Source organism: Rhodococcoides corynebacterioides NBRC 14404, assembly GCF_001894765.1.
Taxonomy (GTDB): Bacteria; Actinomycetota; Actinomycetes; order Mycobacteriales; family Mycobacteriaceae; genus Rhodococcoides; species Rhodococcoides corynebacterioides.
The window spans coordinates 124,377-140,432 of sequence record NZ_BCWV01000003.1; the positions used below are offsets into that span (position 1 = coordinate 124,377).

At 70.9% G+C, this 16,056-nt stretch carries 16 protein-coding genes; 5 read left to right on the top strand and 11 right to left on the bottom strand.

What is annotated here, in order from left to right; translation table 11 throughout:
• The 3 genes from RC2_RS06060 to RC2_RS06070 are packed head-to-tail and all read right to left on the bottom strand — an operon-like array spanning nt 1 to nt 2,540.
• Nucleotides 1–918 (bottom strand): branched-chain amino acid ABC transporter permease, encoded by a 918-nt coding sequence (locus RC2_RS06060; protein ID WP_245810997.1) that lies wholly within the window; start codon nt 916–918, stop codon nt 1–3.
• A gap of 25 nt (nt 919–943) precedes the next feature.
• Nucleotides 944–1,747 carry an ABC transporter ATP-binding protein gene (locus RC2_RS06065; protein WP_245810998.1) on the bottom strand — a complete coding sequence of 268 codons (804 nt, stop codon included), beginning with the start codon at nt 1,745–1,747 and terminating at the stop codon, nt 944–946.
• The gene (locus RC2_RS06070; protein ID WP_068150040.1) at nt 1,737–2,540 is read right to left on the bottom strand and encodes an ABC transporter ATP-binding protein; all 804 of its coding nucleotides are present in this window, start codon (nt 2,538–2,540) and stop codon (nt 1,737–1,739) included. The genes RC2_RS06065 and RC2_RS06070 overlap by 11 nt, the downstream gene beginning before the upstream one ends.
• Before the next feature lie 150 nt (nt 2,541–2,690).
• Between RC2_RS06070 and RC2_RS06075 the strand changes: the two genes are divergently transcribed.
• From RC2_RS06075 to RC2_RS06090, 4 genes are all read left to right on the top strand, one after another.
• Nucleotides 2,691–4,025, top strand: coding sequence for a PucR family transcriptional regulator (locus tag RC2_RS06075; protein WP_245810999.1), 1,335 nt, complete (start codon nt 2,691–2,693; stop codon nt 4,023–4,025).
• A 161-nt stretch (nt 4,026–4,186) separates the two neighbouring features.
• Nucleotides 4,187–5,611 carry a hypothetical protein gene (locus RC2_RS06080; protein WP_068150042.1) on the top strand — a complete coding sequence of 475 codons (1,425 nt, stop codon included), beginning with the start codon at nt 4,187–4,189 and terminating at the stop codon, nt 5,609–5,611.
• Nucleotides 5,608–6,336 (top strand): ESX secretion-associated protein EspG, encoded by a 729-nt coding sequence (locus RC2_RS06085; RefSeq protein WP_068150045.1) that lies wholly within the window; start codon nt 5,608–5,610, stop codon nt 6,334–6,336. The genes RC2_RS06080 and RC2_RS06085 overlap by 4 nt, the downstream gene beginning before the upstream one ends.
• 77 nt (nt 6,337–6,413) lie before the next feature.
• The gene (locus RC2_RS06090; protein WP_068150047.1) at nt 6,414–6,953 is read left to right on the top strand and encodes a hypothetical protein; all 540 of its coding nucleotides are present in this window, start codon (nt 6,414–6,416) and stop codon (nt 6,951–6,953) included.
• Between the two features lie 7 nt (nt 6,954–6,960).
• Here RC2_RS06090 and RC2_RS06095 read toward each other — a convergent pair whose 3' ends face one another.
• Together RC2_RS06095 and RC2_RS06100 are read right to left on the bottom strand one after the other, a co-directional pair.
• A complete protein-coding gene (locus tag RC2_RS06095; RefSeq protein ID WP_346243062.1) occupies nt 6,961–7,689 on the bottom strand; it encodes a siderophore-interacting protein in 729 nt (242 codons plus the stop codon).
• Nucleotides 7,690–7,705: 16 nt separating this feature from the next.
• Nucleotides 7,706–8,530, bottom strand: coding sequence for an HAD family hydrolase (locus tag RC2_RS06100; RefSeq protein ID WP_068150050.1), 825 nt, complete (start codon nt 8,528–8,530; stop codon nt 7,706–7,708).
• Between the two features lie 25 nt (nt 8,531–8,555).
• Here RC2_RS06100 and RC2_RS06105 point away from each other — a divergent pair, with 25 nt between their 5' ends.
• Complete coding sequence (locus tag RC2_RS06105; RefSeq protein WP_068150053.1) at nt 8,556–9,431, top strand: aldo/keto reductase; 876 nt, start codon at nt 8,556–8,558, stop codon at nt 9,429–9,431.
• Nucleotides 9,432–9,477: 46 nt separating this feature from the next.
• Here RC2_RS06105 and RC2_RS06110 read toward each other — a convergent pair whose 3' ends face one another.
• The 6 genes from RC2_RS06110 to RC2_RS06135 all read right to left on the bottom strand — a co-directional run bounded on the left by RC2_RS06110 (nt 9,478) and on the right by RC2_RS06135 (nt 15,801).
• Nucleotides 9,478–10,125 carry an SDR family oxidoreductase gene (locus RC2_RS06110; protein WP_068150057.1) on the bottom strand — a complete coding sequence of 216 codons (648 nt, stop codon included), beginning with the start codon at nt 10,123–10,125 and terminating at the stop codon, nt 9,478–9,480.
• A gap of 143 nt (nt 10,126–10,268) precedes the next feature.
• Nucleotides 10,269–11,531, bottom strand: a complete 1,263-nt coding sequence (locus RC2_RS06115; protein WP_068150061.1) for an ABC transporter permease — start codon at nt 11,529–11,531, stop codon at nt 10,269–10,271.
• Nucleotides 11,528–12,748 (bottom strand): ABC transporter permease, encoded by a 1,221-nt coding sequence (locus RC2_RS06120; protein WP_245811000.1) that lies wholly within the window; start codon nt 12,746–12,748, stop codon nt 11,528–11,530. The genes RC2_RS06115 and RC2_RS06120 overlap by 4 nt, the downstream gene beginning before the upstream one ends.
• Nucleotides 12,745–14,325: an ABC transporter ATP-binding protein gene (locus RC2_RS06125; protein ID WP_068150064.1), complete on the bottom strand. Its 1,581-nt coding sequence runs from the start codon at nt 14,323–14,325 to the stop codon at nt 12,745–12,747. Before RC2_RS06125 ends, RC2_RS06120 begins: the two co-directional genes overlap by 4 nt.
• An 11-nt stretch (nt 14,326–14,336) precedes the next feature.
• Nucleotides 14,337–15,431: a BMP family lipoprotein gene (locus tag RC2_RS06130; protein ID WP_139277300.1), complete on the bottom strand. Its 1,095-nt coding sequence runs from the start codon at nt 15,429–15,431 to the stop codon at nt 14,337–14,339.
• Nucleotides 15,432–15,600: 169 nt separating this feature from the next.
• Nucleotides 15,601–15,801 (bottom strand): cold-shock protein, encoded by a 201-nt coding sequence (locus RC2_RS06135; protein WP_068150067.1) that lies wholly within the window; start codon nt 15,799–15,801, stop codon nt 15,601–15,603.
• Between the last annotated feature and the right edge of the window lie 255 nt (nt 15,802–16,056).

Below are 16,056 nucleotides of genomic sequence, written 5' to 3' on the forward strand. Positions count from 1 at the left end.
TCAGACCCTCCTGGCCGAGGCGGCGGCGAACAATCCGTTGGGGCGCACCAGCAGAACGACGATGAGGATCACCAGGGCCGCGAACGACACCAGGTCCTGGCCGACGTACCCGCTGACCGCGGACAGCCCGACTCCCATGAGTAGTCCCCCGACGACCGCGCCGACGGGACTGTCGAGACCTCCGAGCACGGCCGCGACGAAGCCGAACACGACCACCGAATCCATGTAACCGGGGTGGACCAGCGACCCGCCCGCGATGAGCAGGCCGGCCACCGATCCCACGGCCGCGGCCAGGGCCCAGCCGAGGGTCAGCATGCGACCCACCCGCACCCCGAGCAGACGCGACACCTCCTGACTGAAAGCACTGGCGCGCATGGTCAGGCCGAGGTCGGTGAAGCGGAACAGGGCCACCAACGCGGCGAGCACCACCAGGACCGCGACGACGGTGTAGACGTCGTTCCCCGTCAGCGCGACGTCGACGGACCCGATGCGTTGTCCGTCGAGCCCGAACGGCGCCGGGAACGAACGGAACTGGTTGCCGAAGACCAACGCCGCCACGGCGTGGATCACGATGAACAACCCGAGGGTGAGGATCACCGGATTGATGTGCGACGCACTGTCGACGTACCGAATGATCAGGCGCTCGACGAGTGCGCCCAGGATCAGGCCGGACAGGAGCGCCACGCCGAACCCGATCCAGTAGGAGTAGCCGGCGTCGATGACGGTCAGGGCGACGTAGGTGGTAATCATGGCCATCGGCGCCTGCGCGAAGTTGACGATGCGGGTGGACCGCCAGATGAGCACCAACGCGAGGGCGAACGCGGCGTAGATCATCCCGTTGGTGATGCCGTTGATGACGATGGTGAGGAGTTGCTGCACCGCTTGGCCTTTCGAGATCGGGAGGGCCGTCGTGGCCATGAGGTCCGGAGTGCGCTCGCGGGGATCAGAAACCGAGATAGGCGTGTCGCAGCTCCTCGTCGCCCTGCAGATCCGCGGCCGGGCCCTCGCGCACGACGCGCCCCAGCGAGAGCACGACCGCGTGCTCGGCGATGGACAGGGCACTGCGGGCGTTCTGCTCCACCAGCACCACCGTGAGCCCGTCCGCGTCGACGGCCTCGCGCAGTTGCCGGAAGATCTGGGCGACCACGCGGGGAGCCAGACCCAACGACGGCTCGTCGAGCAGCAGCACCGACGGGGTGGCCAGCAGCGCCCGCGCGATCACGAGCATCTGCCGCTCGCCGCCCGAGAGCGTGTGGGCGGTCGCCTGCCGCCGCTGCGCGAGCGGCGGAAACATCTCCCAGACGCGGCTCATGTCCATCCGTGGCCGAGAGGTGTTGCGGCCCAACAGTCCCAGGCGAAGGTTCTCCTCGACCGTGAGCTCGACGATCACGCCGCGCCCCTCGGGGACGTGGGACAGTCCGCGGCGCGACATGCGCTCCGCCCCGGCGCCGACCAGGTCGTGGTCGCCCATCGTGATGCTGCCGGAGACCGGGCTCTGCACCGCGGACACGGTGCGCAGCAGGGTGGTCTTTCCGGCGCCGTTGGCCCCGAGTACCGCCGTCACGGCGCCGGCGGGAACGGTCATCGACACCGCGTCCAACGCCGTCACCGCGCCGTACCGCACGGTGAGATCGCGGATCGTCAGCGCCGCCGTGTCCGTTGCCGCGGTGTCCGTTGCCGCGGTGTCCGTTGCCGCCCTGTCCGTTGCCGCCCTGTCCGTTGCAGCGCTGCCCCTGTCACCCTTCACGGTCCACCTCGTCTCCCAGGTACGCGGCGAGCACCGCGGGGTCCCGACGCACCCGGTCGGGTGTCCCGCGAGCGATGACCTTGCCGAAATCGAGCACCACCAGGTGGTCGCAGACGCTCATGACCAGATCCATGTGGTGCTCGACCAGCAGGATGGACATGCGCGTGGTCAACGACCGCATCGTCTCGGCGAGGTCGTCCATCTCCGCGTCGGACAGTCCCGACGCGGGTTCGTCGAGCAGCAGCAAAGTCGGTTCAGACACGAGCGCGCGAGCGAGCGCAACCTTTTTGCGGACCGCGTACGGCAGGCTGGGCGGATACCGCGACGCATGACCGTCGATGCCGAGCTCGACGAGCACGGCCAGTGCGCGATCCCGGAGCGCCGCGGTGTCCCGGCCCGCCGATCGCAGCCCCAGGAGGGCGCTCACGACCCCGGTGGTGGAGAGATGGTCCGCGCCGACCATGACGTTGTCCAGGACGGTCATGCGGTCGAACAGCCCGAGGCCCTGCAGGGTGCGGCTCATGCCCAGTCGAGGCAGATCCTTCGGCCGGAGGCGCGCGATCGACTCGCCGCTGCGGACCACCGAGCCCGCCTGCGGCCGCACCAGCCCGCAGGCCACGTTGAACAGCGTGGTCTTGCCGGCCCCGTTGGGCCCGATCACGCCGAGGATCTCGCCCGAGCCGACCGACAGACTTACGTCGGACAGGGCCGTGATGCCGCCGAACTCGACCGTGACGTCGGTCAGGGCGAAGACGGATTCGGTCGTGATGGGTGACGGTTCGGTCAGCGGCACAGTGGTCCACCTCACAGTTCGGGTGGCACTCACTATGGACGCTGCGCACAGTCCTGGATATGGGCGGAGCGCACAAATCTGATGGGTTCGGGGGCACTGTTTTCGGTCATTTCACCCCGTTCTCCGGGCGCGGTGCGCAAAGCTCTGCTCATGGGCTCGCCGTCGCACGGCCCGGCGACACCGCCGTACGGACCCGCCGGACCCCCGTCCGGCCGAGGTGACGTCGGCCGTGTCCGCACCCGCACGACGGGCGTGCTCGCGCGCCTGTCCCCGGCGGAACGCGACGCGGTGCGACGGGCCTGGGCGACCCTGCTCCCCGAGTCCGACGCCCTCGCGGACTCCATCACCCTGGCCCTGTTCGAGCAGGACCCGGAGTACATGGCGGCCGGCTCGGACATCCCGTCGATCGTGCGCTCCAGCACGCGCGAACACATCCGGCTCGGGCTCCGTCGCCTGAGCGGCATGCCGGATTCACCCGAGGCGACGACGGACGTGTGGCGACGGACGGGGCGCGAGCGCGCACGCCAGGGCATTCCGATGGAGCTGGTGCTCAAGGCCTACACCCTGGGGTCCCGGACGCTGTGGGAGGAGTTGGCCGCCGCGGTGGCCGAGAAGCCGTCGTTGCTCGAGGCGCGGCTGCTTCTGGTTGCGGGACAACGTCTCTGGCAGGCGCTCGACACCCAGAACACCATTCTGGTGGACGCGTACCGGCGCGAGACCGCGCGCATGCAGCAGCGCGACCTGTCGAAGATCCTCTCGGTGCTCGACGGTCTGCGCGACGGCCGCGGCGCGGACCCGCAGTTCGCCGCCGACGCCCGAGCGACGTTGGGGCTCGCCCCATCTCAGGCGATCGCCTGCGCCGTCGGCGCGGTGTCGGACCTGGGCGAGCCTCCGCTGGCCGCACCCGAGGACACGGTCGACGCCGTGACCACGTCGTCCTTCTGGCACGTGCGCGACGGGGTGCAGTTCGGCCTCCTCGGCCTCGGGCCGGGCGGCGCATCCGCCGTGGCGGACGCCGTGGCTCCCCGCGCGACCGGCGCGGTGGGCATCGCGGCGTCGACGGACGGGCTGGCGTCGTTCGCCTCCGCGTATCGCACCGCGGCCCGCGCCGCCGCGACCGTCGCGGCCGGCGACCGCCTCGCCGTCGTCGCCACCGACCGACTGCCCGCCATCGTCGTCTCCGCGGACGACGAGATCGCCGAACTGATCGAAGGGCACGCGTTCGGCGACCTGCTGCACCAACCTGCGGCCACGCGGGACACGCTGCTGCGCACGCTCGCGCACGTCCTGGTGGCGGACGGCTCCCCCACCAATGCGGCCAAACTGCTCTACTGCCACCGCAACACCGTCATCTACCGGATGCGGCAGGTGGAGGACTTGACCGGCCGCAGTGCGGCCGATCCCGACGATCGACTGATCCTGACGCTCGCTCTGGTGCGGTCGGGCCACTGGGCGGATGCGGTGGGTGCGGCCGAGTCGCGCTGAATGGAACCGCGCGGACCCGCGCTGGGATGGAACCGCGCGGACCCGCGCTGAATGGAACCGCGCGGACCCGCGCTGGGATGGAACCGCGCGGACCCGCGCTGCGTCGAACCTCCGCAGGGGATCGGTGACCCCGTCACCGCGGACAGCCGGAGGGGATACGCATGAGCGGCATGGACACGCTCGGGGTACTGGTGGACACGGCTCGGGACGTCGGGGCGCACGCGATCGACCGGGCGAGGGTCGCCCTGCACGATCTGGTGACCGGTGACGACAGCGAGCGCCTCGCCGCCGGGGAACGCGCCCTCGCCCGATACCGGGACCTCGCGGGCAGCGTCACCGGGCCGTCGGGTGCCCCCGGCGGTGTGGTGCCCGAGGCCTTCGAGGCCATGTCGCACCCCGCGATCTGGGGACACGCCGCGGAGCTGACGCCGGCGATGCTCGACGCGGGGGCGGAGACCTGGCGCATGGCACACGAGCGCCTCGCCGCAGCGGTGACCACGCTGTGGCGCGACCTCGAGGCCGTCCTCGGCTCCGACTGGGAGGGCATGACGGCCGACGCCGCCCTCGCGGCGGTGGCGGCCTACCGCGATCGATCGCTGACCTCGGTGGACCTGATGGGCGTGGTGTCCGCCGAACTCGACGTGGCTCGTCACGGCCTGGCCGCCACCCGGGAGAGCGTGCCGCCTCCGCAGTCCTTCACGCCCTCGGACTTCGCCCGCGTCGCCGTCAGCACGCTGTCCCTGAACCCGATGGCGTCGGCGCACAGCGTGACCGCGCTCTTCGCCGAGGAGGAGGAACGACGCGCCGAGGCCGTCGCGGTGATGAAGAGCGTGTACGTCCCGACGGTCCTGCGGGCCGACAGTTCCGTCCCCGCCCTGCCGCCACCGGTCGACCCGGCACCGGGCAGCACCGTCGACGGCGGTGGTGGCAGCGGCGGTGCCGGCGGTCCGAGCGCCGGGACGGCGTTCGGCGCGGGGTCGGCCGTCACACCCGTCGGGACCGCGCCGGCCTTCGCCGACACGGTCGCCGCGTCGGCCGCCGCACCCGAATCGCCCGGCGGCGCTGCGGCCGGGGACCGCGCGGCCGCAGTGTCTCCCGCGGGGGCGGACCGCTCCGGCGCCGCATCCGCGGGCTCGGCTGCGGGCACGGTGCCCGGTGGCGTGACGTCGGCCGGGTCGTCGGTGCCGGCTCCGGCGTCGTCGGCGCCCGCGTCGGCCGGATCCGCGCGGGCGGGGACGTCGGGATCCGGGACGTCTCGCGGCGCGGCACGGTCGGGCTCCGGCGGGGTCGGTCGCGGTGGATCCGGCGGCGCGCCGGGACACGCTCGCGGTCCGGCCGACGGGGCGGGGACGCGGATCCTCGGGGAGCGCGCCGTCGCGCCCGCCGGGTCGCTCGGGTCGGCGGCGTCCGGAACCGGCGGCGGCGCGGTCGCTCGGGGCGGAATGATGGGCCCGGCCGCGATGATGCCCGGCCGCGGCGGAGGCGACGACAGCGAGCATCGCCCGGCCCGCTACCTCGTCACCGCGGACAACGGCGATGCGCTGGTGGGAGATCTGCCGCTGGTCGCCCCGCCGGTCATCGGATGACGACCGCGGAACTGTCCCCGGTGGCCGTCGAGGTGCTCGCGGGGGTACTCGGGTGCGCGGGTCCCCCGTTCCCGATCGCGGTCGCCGGACACGGCACGGTCGTGGACGCGCATGCTCTCGCCGCCGAACGACGCCGGGCGGTACTCACCCTGAGCGGGTCCGACGTCGTCGCCGCGGCGGCCACGGTGAACCCGGCCGCCCTGCACGTCACGGTCTGCGGCGTCCACGTCGACGGGACACGAGTTCGCGTCCGGGCTGCCCTGACGGCGGAACCGGCCGGCACCCACGCCCCGGCCGTGACGATGGTGCAGCACCCGGACGGCGTCGTCACCCTGGACGCGATGGCCGCCGCGGCGCTGCCGGACGCACTCGCGGCGGTGATCGGCGGCGCCGCGGGCGACCTGCCCGCCGGGACGGCCGCGCGTGCGGACGTCGAGGCACCTCGATCGGTCGTGCGGCACACGGACGACGAGGTCGCGCGCGTCCTTGCGGTGCTGGACCGGCCGCGCACCGGCGTCGGCGACGTCGTCGTCGGGCAGCTGGGGCCCGAGGCGGACGGACCGCTGGTGGCCACCGACGGGTTCCGGTGGATCGACACCGACCGCGGTCGCTACCTGGTCACCACGACCGATGCCCGGGTGTCGGTGCGGCCGGCGGGCCGCGCCGCCGCGGCCACGGCCCTCGCGCACCTGCTGGTGGTCTCCACCGCGTCGGCGTCGGTGTGATGACCGCGTCCGACCGGGTACGCGGCTAGGGTTGGCCCGGCAGGACAGTCGGGTCGGGCGAGGAAGGGACGGGGCGGATGAGCGATCGGTACCGCGACGAGTACCAGGGCGGCTACCAGGGCGGGTACGACGACCGCACGCGCGCCTACGGCCGTCAGGACCCCTATGCCGCGCCGAGCCCCGGTCCGAAGCCGGGGTCGGGCCTGAAGTTCGACGTCGGTCCGTTCGTGGGCGGAGTGGTCGCCACCGCGATCACCACGTTCCTCGCCGGGTGGGTGGCCACGGCGATCGTGCAGGCCGTCTACAACCGCACCGACACCCGCGTCTTCTGGATGTACGGACTGTCCGACCCGTGGATCGCAGGCATCTACGGTGCCCTCGCGGCGGTCCTCGCGGGCGCGTTCATGCTACTGCTGTTCCAGGCCGTGCCGTCCCCGACCACGTTCTTCTCCTGGATCGCGGGCCTGATCGTGGTGGCGGTGATCGTGCTCCCGTTCCTCGCGGCCGGGGCGATCACGGCGGCGATCGGAGCGGCCATCGTGAACGGTCTGATGGGCTTCGTCATCGTCGCCCTGCTGTCGACCACCGCCGCCAAGACGTACCACGGGCGGCCCTGAGCACGCGTCAGGCGATCCAGTAGCCCTGCGCCTTGAGCGCCCCGCGCGGAACGCCGTACTCGGACTTCAGCACCGACGCGACCGCGCGGGTGGTCACGGTGTCGCACGCGACCCAGGCGGCGTGATCGGCGGCGTCGAACACCCCGGCCCGCACCGCGTCCACCATCGAGGCACCGCCGTCGCGCCGCGGGATGTGCTGGACGGTGGTCGCGGGCGTCGAGACCAGCGGCAGGTCGTGATCCAACTCGTGGACGGTCTCGAGCCAGAGGGTGACCGGGAGCGTGTCCGGCAGCGCCGCGAGCAGGGACCGGATCGCCGGCACCGACGCCGAGTCCCCGGCAACGAGGTAGCCCGCGGGCAGCGGGTCGGGCACGGCGTACTTCGATCCCTGGAACGTCGCGTCGAGGGTGTCGCCGGGACGGGCGCGCCGCGCCCAGTTCGACGCCGCCCCTGCGTGCAGGGCGAACTCGACCGTGAACTCGTCGGCCTCCGGATCCGGGTCGACGACGGTGTAGGCGCGGTGGTGCAGCGTCGACGACCCGTCGTCGGTGGGAAACCAGCACCGCAGCCACATCGTCGGGTGGTAGGTCTTGCGACCGAACAGCCCGCCCGCGTTCACCCGCACGCGCCGGTAGTGCGGCGTGACGTCCTCGGTGTGCAGGACGGTCAGGCGAACGTCGGCCCCGCCCATCAGCTTGAGAACGGTGCCCTGCCAGCCCTTCGTCTGTGCGCTCACGAGAAGTGAGGGTAACCTAAGTCCCGTCGGTGCGGGTGAGCTCCTCCAGGTAGACCGCGACCCCGTCGTCGTCGTTGCTCGGCACGATGCGGTCCGCGATCGCCCGCACCTCGGCGATGGCGTTCTCCGGCACCACGGCGGTTCCGGCCCACGCCAGCATCTCCAGATCGTTGCGCGCATCGCCCGCCGCCGCCACGTCGACCGCGTCGATCCCCCGTTCTCCGCAGAGCGCGGCGAGGGCGGCGGCCTTGGAGACCCCGCGTGCGGCCATCTCGACGTAGGGCGCACCCGAATGCGTCACGGCCAGATCGAGCCGGGCATCGGCCGCCGCCCGGTAGAGATCGACACTCTCCATCTCGGGATGTCGCGCGACGATCTTGACGACGTCCTCCGTCAGCGCCGGGAAGCGCTCGTCGGCCCGGACCATCGACTCGGGCTCCCGGTGATGATCGGAGAACACGCACAGGGCGGCGTAGCCGGGCTCCGCGACGAACGTCGTCGGGCCCACGGCGGCGAAGACCGTGCCCGGCACGGCCCGTCGTACCGCGTCGACGGCGGCGACGCCCGCCGCCGGGTCCAGTCCCACGGTGCTGCGAATCACCGGCGTTCCGTCCGCCAGATCGATGACGACGGCGCCGTTGGCGCACAACGCAATTCCGCGAAAACCACACATCGCGGCGAACTCGTGGACGGAGTGCCGCGCCCGCGCCGTCGCCCACACCACCTCGATGCCCGATTCGGCGGCGGAGCGCAGTGCGGCCGCGATGCGCGGGGACACGGTGCGATCCGAACGCAGGAGAGTGCCGTCGAGGTCCGTCGCGAACAGCTTCACACCGGCCACTCTTCCAGGTGGCTACCGTGGAGGTATGAGCACTCCGACGATCACCTTGAATTCCGGAACGTCGATCCCTGCACTGGGACTGGGCGTCTGGCAGGCCACGAACGACGAGACCGAGAAGGCTGTGCGGTACGCGATCGACGAGGCCGGGTACCGGCACATCGACACCGCCGCCGCGTACGGCAACGAGGAGGGCGTGGGCCGGGCTCTGGCAGCGTCGTCGGTGCCGCGCGAGGACGTCTTCGTGACGACGAAACTGTGGAACTCCGACCAGGGCTACGACTCCGCGCTGGCGGCATTCGACGAGAGTCTGCGCAAGCTGGGCCTCGACTACGTGGACCTGTACCTGATCCACTGGCCGCTGCAGAACGACGAGCGACTGCTGCGCACGTGGGACGCGTTCGAGAAGATCTCCGAGTCCGGCCGGGCGAAGGCCGTGGGAGTCTGCAACTTCGAGCCGCGCCACCTCGGTTTGTTGGTCGACCGCGGCGGCCTGCTGCCCGCCGTCGACCAGGTGGAACTGCATCCGCGGTTGGTGCAGAAGGAGATTCGGCACGTCGCGGGCGATCACGGCATCACCGTCGAGTCGTGGAGCCCGCTCGGCGGTACCAGCAACTCGGGGTGGGGCCGCGACTCGAAGCCGAACACGCTGCTCACCGACGACACGCTGACCGACATCGGCGCCGCGTACGGCAAGTCGGCCGCGCAGGTGATGATCCGGTGGCACCTGCAGAACGGCCTGGTGGTCATCCCCAAGTCGGTGCACGAGGAGCGGATCGCGCAGAACATCGACGTCTTCGACTTCGAACTGTCCGATCAGGACCTGCAGCGCATCGACGCCCTGGACACCGGTGAGCGGGTGGGGGCGCACCCGAACGACCTGAACATCGGCGCACCGGACTGACGGCTCCCGTGCGCCGCAGGGACACGCCTGCGGCGCACGCTCGGCGTCAGGCCAGCGCGTCGGCGATCGGGGTGTCGCCCTGGTCGAACTCGATCATGCGACGTGACGTCGACGGCGTGTCCAGCGCGGCGGCGAGCACGGCGGCGACGTCGTCGCGGCTGACGGTCTCCCCTGTCGCGCCCTGCTCCTTGGTGCGGATGGAGCCGGTGCCGGCGTCGTCGGTCAGGCTCGACGGGGCGACGATGGTCCAGTCGAGGTCGCTGTTCTTCAGGTGCTGGTCCGCCTCCGCCTTGGCCTCGGCGTACGCGTAGAACGAGTTGTCCGGTTCCACACCGTGGTCGGGTCCGGCGCCGAAGTAGGACACCAGCAGGAACCGGGACACCCCGGCCGACTGGGCGGCGTCGACGGTGCGGATGGCGGCATCGCGGTCGACGGCGTAGGTGCGGTCCGGGTTGCCGCCGCCTGCTCCGGCGGCGAAGACGACGGCGTCGTGATCGGCGATGGTGCCGGCGATCTGCACGGTGGTCTGGTTCTCGACGTCCGCGACGACGGCGGTGGCACCGACCTTCTCGATGTCCGGCGTCTGGTCGGGGTTGCGGATCAGCGACGACACCTCGTGGCCGCTCTCGGTGAGCAGCTTCGCGAGCTTCAGCGCGATCTTTCCGTGGCCGCCGACGATGGCGATGCGAGACATGGTGTTCCCTTCGAGTGCGCGTCGAGCGGGGTGCGAGGCCCCGCTCCTACCAGCGCTCGGGATGCCCGGAGCGCAGGCGACCACAAACATCGTGCGGGAGCGACCACGAACATCGTGCGGGAGCGACCACGAAGATCGAGCGACTAGCGGTAGGGCTTGCCCGCGGCTGCCGGCCCGCGCACCTTCCCCACCAACCCGGCGACGGCGAGGATGGTGACCACGTACGGCAGCATCAGCATGAACTCGCTGGGCACGGGCGAGCCGATGATGCCGAGCACGTTCTGCAGGTTGGACGCGAAGCCGAAGAGCAGTGCCGCGAGGGTCGCGCGCACCGGATCCCATCGCCCGAAGATGACGGCGGCGAGGGCGATGTAGCCGGCGCCGGCGGTCATCTCCTTGCCGAACGCTCCGACCGAGCCGAGCGTGAAGTACGCCCCGCCCAGGCCCGCGATCGCACCGGCGAGGCAGACGTTCCAGAACCGGGTGCGGCGCACGTCGATCCCCACCGAATCCGCGGCCCGCGGGTGTTCGCCCACGGCGCGCAGCCGCAGACCCCAGCGGGTCTTGAACAGTCCGACGAAGACCGCGATCACGGCGACGAACATGACGTACTCGATGACGGTCTGACGGAACAGCAGCGGGCCCAGCACGGGAATCTGGGACAGAACCGGGACCTCGAGCCGGGGGAATCGAGGCGGGGAGTTCAGCGTGGCGCCGCTGGGCACCAAAACCTTCGAGTACAGGAAGCTGGTGAGGCCGACGACCAGGACGTTGAGCACCACGCCCACGATGATCTGGTCGACGAAGTACCGGATGGCGAACACCGCCAGCACGCTGCCGACCAGCGCTCCGGCGATGAGGGCCGACGCCAGGCCGAGGTAGGCGGATCCGGTGACCGACGCGACGACGGCGCTGACGAACGCGCCCCCGAGCAGCTGGCCCTCGATCGCGATGTTGACGACGCCGACGCGCTCGGAGATCACGCCGCCGAGCGCGCCGAAGATGAGGGGTGTGCTGAGGGCGACGGTGCCGAGGAGCAGGCCCGGCACCGGGATGGTCTCCCCGGCCGCGGACCACGTGAGGAAGGTGAGGACGAAGGCGACGGCGAAGAGGACCGTGACCGCGAGCGGGGTGTGACGACCGGCTCGTGTCAGCGCCGCGGCGAGGGCCGTCAGGGCGAACAGCACCACGACGAGGACGACGCACGTGGCCCGGGCGGGCACCCCGACGTCCGGCAGGGCCACGACGTCACCGTCGGAGGCGAGGCGGAAGGTGCTGGTACCGCTGTCTCCCCGTAGGCCGAACACGACGAGGGCGAGCACGGAGACGACGCCGAAGACGATCGGCAGCTTCCACGACACACCCGGCCGCACCTCGGGGGCGCGCTCGGCGACGACCGTGCTCATCTGGCTGCCGCCTTCGTTCGGGAGTCGGGTAATCGGAAGATGGCCCGCACCAGGGGCGGAGCGGCGATGAACAGCACGATCACCGACTGCACCACCAGGACGATGTCGACCGGGATGGACTCGGCGGCCTGCATGGCGAAGCCGCCCGCCTTGAACGCGCCGAACAGGATGCCCGCGGCGAACACACCCCACGGGCGGGAGCGTCCGAGCAACGCCACGGTGATCGCGTCGAACCCGATGCCGGCGTCGATGTCCGCGGTGAAGCCGGTGGTCACCGTGCCGAGCACCTGCGCGACGCCGGCGAGTCCGACGAGCGCACCCGACAGCACCATGGCCCACACGTAGGTGCGCTCGACTCTGATCCCGGCGACGCGCGCGGCCGCGGCGTTCTCGCCGACCACCCGGAACCGGTAGCCGACGGCGGAGCGCTCCATGAGCCACCACACCGCCGCCGTGACGACCACGACCAGCACGAAGCCCCAGTGCAGCGAGTACCGCGATCCGAACAGCGAGGGCAGGACCGCGGTGTCGGCCATGGCGGGCGTCTTCGGGTTGTTCGACCCCGGCGCCTGCAGGGCTCCGGGCGTCCGCAGCAGGTACGAGATGAGGTAGAACGCGACGTAGTTGAGCATGATCGTGACGATCACCTCGTGTGCGCCGGTGCGGGCGCGGAGGAGACCGGCGATGCCGCCCCACAGCGCGCCGCCCACCACGCCCGCGACGATCGCGGCGATCAGGTGGACCACCGGCGGCAGGTCGTAGGTGAAGCCCACGTACCCGGCGCACGCAGCAGCGATCAGCATCTGGCCGCGTCCACCGATGTTGAACATGCCGACCCGGAATGCCAGCGCCACACCGAGACCCGCCGCGATGAGCGGCGTCGCGAAGGTGAGGGTCTCGGTCAGCGGTCGGATGCCGTCGACGAACCGCGGACGGCGGAAGTTGTAGACGCTGCCCTGGAACAGCGAGGAGTAGGCGCCGAACACCGCATCCCAGATGGCCGACAGGGTGTCGGTCGGCCGGGAGAAGAAGTAGCCCGACGCGGTGCGGACCTCGGGATCGGTGACGGCGATGAGCACCGCCCCGACCACCAGCGCCATGACGACGGACAGGAACGAGAGCAGCACGCTGCCGGTCGCGATGCGGCGCAGCACCGATTCGGTCTCGGTGGCCGCGGGCGGCGTCGAGCCGGTGGGAGCGGTGTCGGTGGCGGTCACGCCGACGTCTCCCCTCGACCTGCTCGGGCAGTATCGGCCGTTCCACCGGCCACGGCAGCAGCGTCGGCGGGTCCACCGGCCATGAGAATTCCCAACTCCTCACGGGAGGCGTCGCCCGGCACGATGCCGACGATCCTCCCTCGATACATCACGGCGATGCGGTCGGCGAGCGCCGCGACCTCGTCGAGTTCGGACGACACCACGACGACGGGCGTGCCCGCGTCGCGCGTCGCGACGATGCGCTTGTGCACGAACTCGATGGAGCCGACGTCGATGCCGCGCGTCGGCTGCGAGGCGATGAGCAGGCGCAACTCGCGGCCGAGTTCGCGCGCCAGCACCACCTTCTGCTGGTTGCCGCCGGACAGGCGACCGACGGGCGTGTCGACGTCGGGCGTCCGGACGTCGAACTCCGCCACCTTCTCGGTGGCGAATCGACGCAGGAACGACCGCACGACGCCGCCCCGACGGGTGAACGGTTCCCCGTGGGACCGATCGAGCATGAGGTTCTCCGCCACCGAGAACTCGGCGACCAGGCCGTCGTGCGAGCGATCCTCCGGGACGAACCCGACGCCGGCGTCGAGCACCTCGCGCACCGATCGTCCGACCAGCTCGCGCCCGTCGAGTTCGACGCTGCCGGTGACCGGGGGACGCAGGCCGAGCAGCGCCTCGGTGAGCTCGGTCTGACCGTTGCCCTGGACGCCCGCGATGGCGAGGATCTCACCGGAGCGGACCTCGAAGGACACCGCGTCGACGACCGGGCCCGTGGGTCCGAGCACGGTGAGGTCGCGCACCACCAGCGCCGGATCACCGAACAGCCCGTCCTGCTTGCCGACTCGCAACTGCACGTCACGGCCGACCATCAACGACGCCAACTCGGCGTCGGTGGCGGTGGGTTGCGCCTCGCCGACCACCTTGCCGAGCCGGATCACGGTGATGCGGTCCGCGACCGCGCGCACCTCGCGCAGCTTGTGGGTGATGAACACGATGGCGGTGCCCGCGTCCGCGAGCTGCCGCATGATGACCATCAGCTCGTCGGTCTCCTGCGGTGTCAGGACGGCCGTGGGCTCGTCGAAGACGAGGATGTCCGCGTCCCGGGAGAGCGCCTTGATGATCTCGACGCGCTGCTGCACCCCGACCGGCAGATCGCCGACGATCGCGTCCGGATCGACGTCGAAGCCGAACCGGCCGGACACCTCGCGCACCAGGGCTCGCGCGGCGTCGAGGTCGAGCCGACCGCCGACGGACGTCTTCTCGTTCCCCAGCACGATGTTCTCGGCGACGCTGAAGACCGGGATGAGCATGAAGTGCTGGTGCACCATGCCGATGCCGGCGGTCATCGCGGCACCCGGTCCGGCGAAGGCCTGCGGGACACCGTCGAGCAGGATCTCACCCTCCTCGGCCCGGTAGAGGCCGGAGAGGACGTTCATCAGGGTCGACTTGCCGGCCCCGTTCTCCCCGAGGAGACAGTGGATCTGCCCCGCCTCCACGGTGAGATCGATGGAGTCGTTGGCCACCAGCGACCCGAATCGTTTGGTGATACCGCGAAGTTCGAGCGTGGGCGGCTGCTGAGACGTCATGGAGCGGTGGGTCAGTTGGGCGACGAGGGCGAGACGACCTCGATGGACCCGTCGACGATGCCCGCGCGGATGGCGTCGAGCTCACCCTGCAGCGCCGGATCGACCCGCGACTCGAAGTCGTGGAACGGCGCGATGCCCACGCCCTCGTTCTCGAGGGTGCCGACGTAGGGGGTGTTGTCGAACGAGCCGTCGGCCGCGGTGGTGACGACCTCTTCGGTACTGGTGGCCAGTCCCTTGGTGACCGAGGTCAGCACCAGATCGGCGACCGTGGGATCGGAGACGTAGACGTCGGCGTCCGCGCCAATCAGGGCGACGGGCCGGTTGGTGTCGCGGATGGCCTGTGCGGCCGACTGATAGATCGGACCACCGACGGGGAAGATCACGTCGGCGTTCTGGTCGATGAGACCCTGCGCGGTGTTCTTGGCGACCTCGTTGGCCTCGAATCCGCCGGTGAACGAGCCGTTCTGCGCGGCGACGTCCCAGCCGATGACTCGCACGTCGCGGTTCTTCTGCTCGTTGAAGTACCGGACGCCGTCGGCGAAGCCGTCCATGAAGATGGTGACCGTGGGGAACTGCGAGCCACCGAAGGTGCCGACGACACCCGTGGTGCTGAAGCTGGCCGCGGCGTACCCGGCGAGGAACGCGGACTGCGCCATGTCGTAGGTCAGGGGCTTGACGTTGTCCAGCTCGATCGAGTTGTCGTCGACGATGGCGAAGTTCACGTCCGGGTTCTGCTCCGCGGCCTGCTTGGTCGCGTCGGCGAGCGCGAAGCCGACCGTGACGATCAGGCCGCAGCCCTGGTCGACGAGGTTGTTGATGTTGGGGGTGTAGTCGGTGGGCGAGTTGGACTGCACCGTGATGGGCTCGAGCCCGGCGTCGTCACTGGCCTTCTGCAGGCCCTCGAAGCTCAGCTGATTGAACGAGCGGTCGTCGAAGCCGCCGGAGTCCGACACCATGCAGGGCTTGAAGTCGCCCGAGGCGGATCCGCCGTCGCCGTTCTCCTCCGGGGCCGCGCCACAGGCGGCGGCGAGCAGCGAGAGTGCGGACACTCCGGCCAGTGCGGGCGCCCACGAGCGGGCGGAGCGAGTGGACAGGGTCTTCGGCACGGGAGTACTCCGTTTCGGACGGGGAGCCGACGCCGGGATGTGCCCGCGCCGGGAGGCTGTGAAGGAACATTAACCCGAGCCACCGACGTCCGCCGCGCACCTGCCCGAAAAAGACCGACGGGGCCGGCCACCGCACTGCGGTGGACGACCCCGTCGGGGTGACGACAGATCAGAGAGCGCGAACGCTGCTGGCCTGCGGGCCCTTGGGTCCGGTGGTGACCTCGAACTCGACGCGCTGGTTCTCGTCGAGGCTCTTGAAGCCGGAGCCCTGGATCTCGGAGAAGTGGACGAACACGTCCGGGCCGTCTTCCTGAGCGATGAAGCCGAAGCCCTTTTCGGCGTTGAACCACTTGACGGTTCCCTGAGTCATGATGAGCTCCCTACAGCTGACGTACATCGGGTACCGCACTGTGCGATGCCCGGGCCGGCTCTTCAAGCGGGGCGAGACTCCGAGAACCTCGGGTGAGGCTCCTGGGTTACGACCACGCTCGCAACGACAAGTTCCCAGCGAGCGTGCGGATACACGAACACACAAAAACTACGACCATTCAGCTACCGACGAGGCTACCGCATGGAGCCCGGTGGTGGCGATTCGGCCGCCTCGCGTGAGCAACTCGGTGTCGGG

Excerpts from the sequence above, each read along its gene's own strand:
- RC2_RS06060 (WP_245810997.1), bottom strand. The coding sequence starts at position 918 with ATGGCCACGACGGCCCTCCCGATCTCGAAAGGCCAAGCGGTGCAGCAA.
- RC2_RS06075 (WP_245810999.1), top strand. The coding sequence starts at position 2,691 with ATGGGCTCGCCGTCGCACGGCCCGGCGACACCGCCGTACGGACCCGCC.
- RC2_RS06080 (WP_068150042.1), top strand. The coding sequence starts at position 4,187 with ATGAGCGGCATGGACACGCTCGGGGTACTGGTGGACACGGCTCGGGAC.
- RC2_RS06085 (WP_068150045.1), top strand. The coding sequence starts at position 5,608 with ATGACGACCGCGGAACTGTCCCCGGTGGCCGTCGAGGTGCTCGCGGGG.
- RC2_RS06090 (WP_068150047.1), top strand. The coding sequence starts at position 6,414 with ATGAGCGATCGGTACCGCGACGAGTACCAGGGCGGCTACCAGGGCGGG.
- RC2_RS06105 (WP_068150053.1), top strand. The coding sequence starts at position 8,556 with ATGAGCACTCCGACGATCACCTTGAATTCCGGAACGTCGATCCCTGCA.
- RC2_RS06110 (WP_068150057.1), bottom strand. The coding sequence starts at position 10,125 with ATGTCTCGCATCGCCATCGTCGGCGGCCACGGAAAGATCGCGCTGAAG.
- RC2_RS06115 (WP_068150061.1), bottom strand. The coding sequence starts at position 11,531 with ATGAGCACGGTCGTCGCCGAGCGCGCCCCCGAGGTGCGGCCGGGTGTG.
- RC2_RS06125 (WP_068150064.1), bottom strand. The coding sequence starts at position 14,325 with ATGACGTCTCAGCAGCCGCCCACGCTCGAACTTCGCGGTATCACCAAA.
- RC2_RS06135 (WP_068150067.1), bottom strand. The coding sequence starts at position 15,801 with ATGACTCAGGGAACCGTCAAGTGGTTCAACGCCGAAAAGGGCTTCGGC.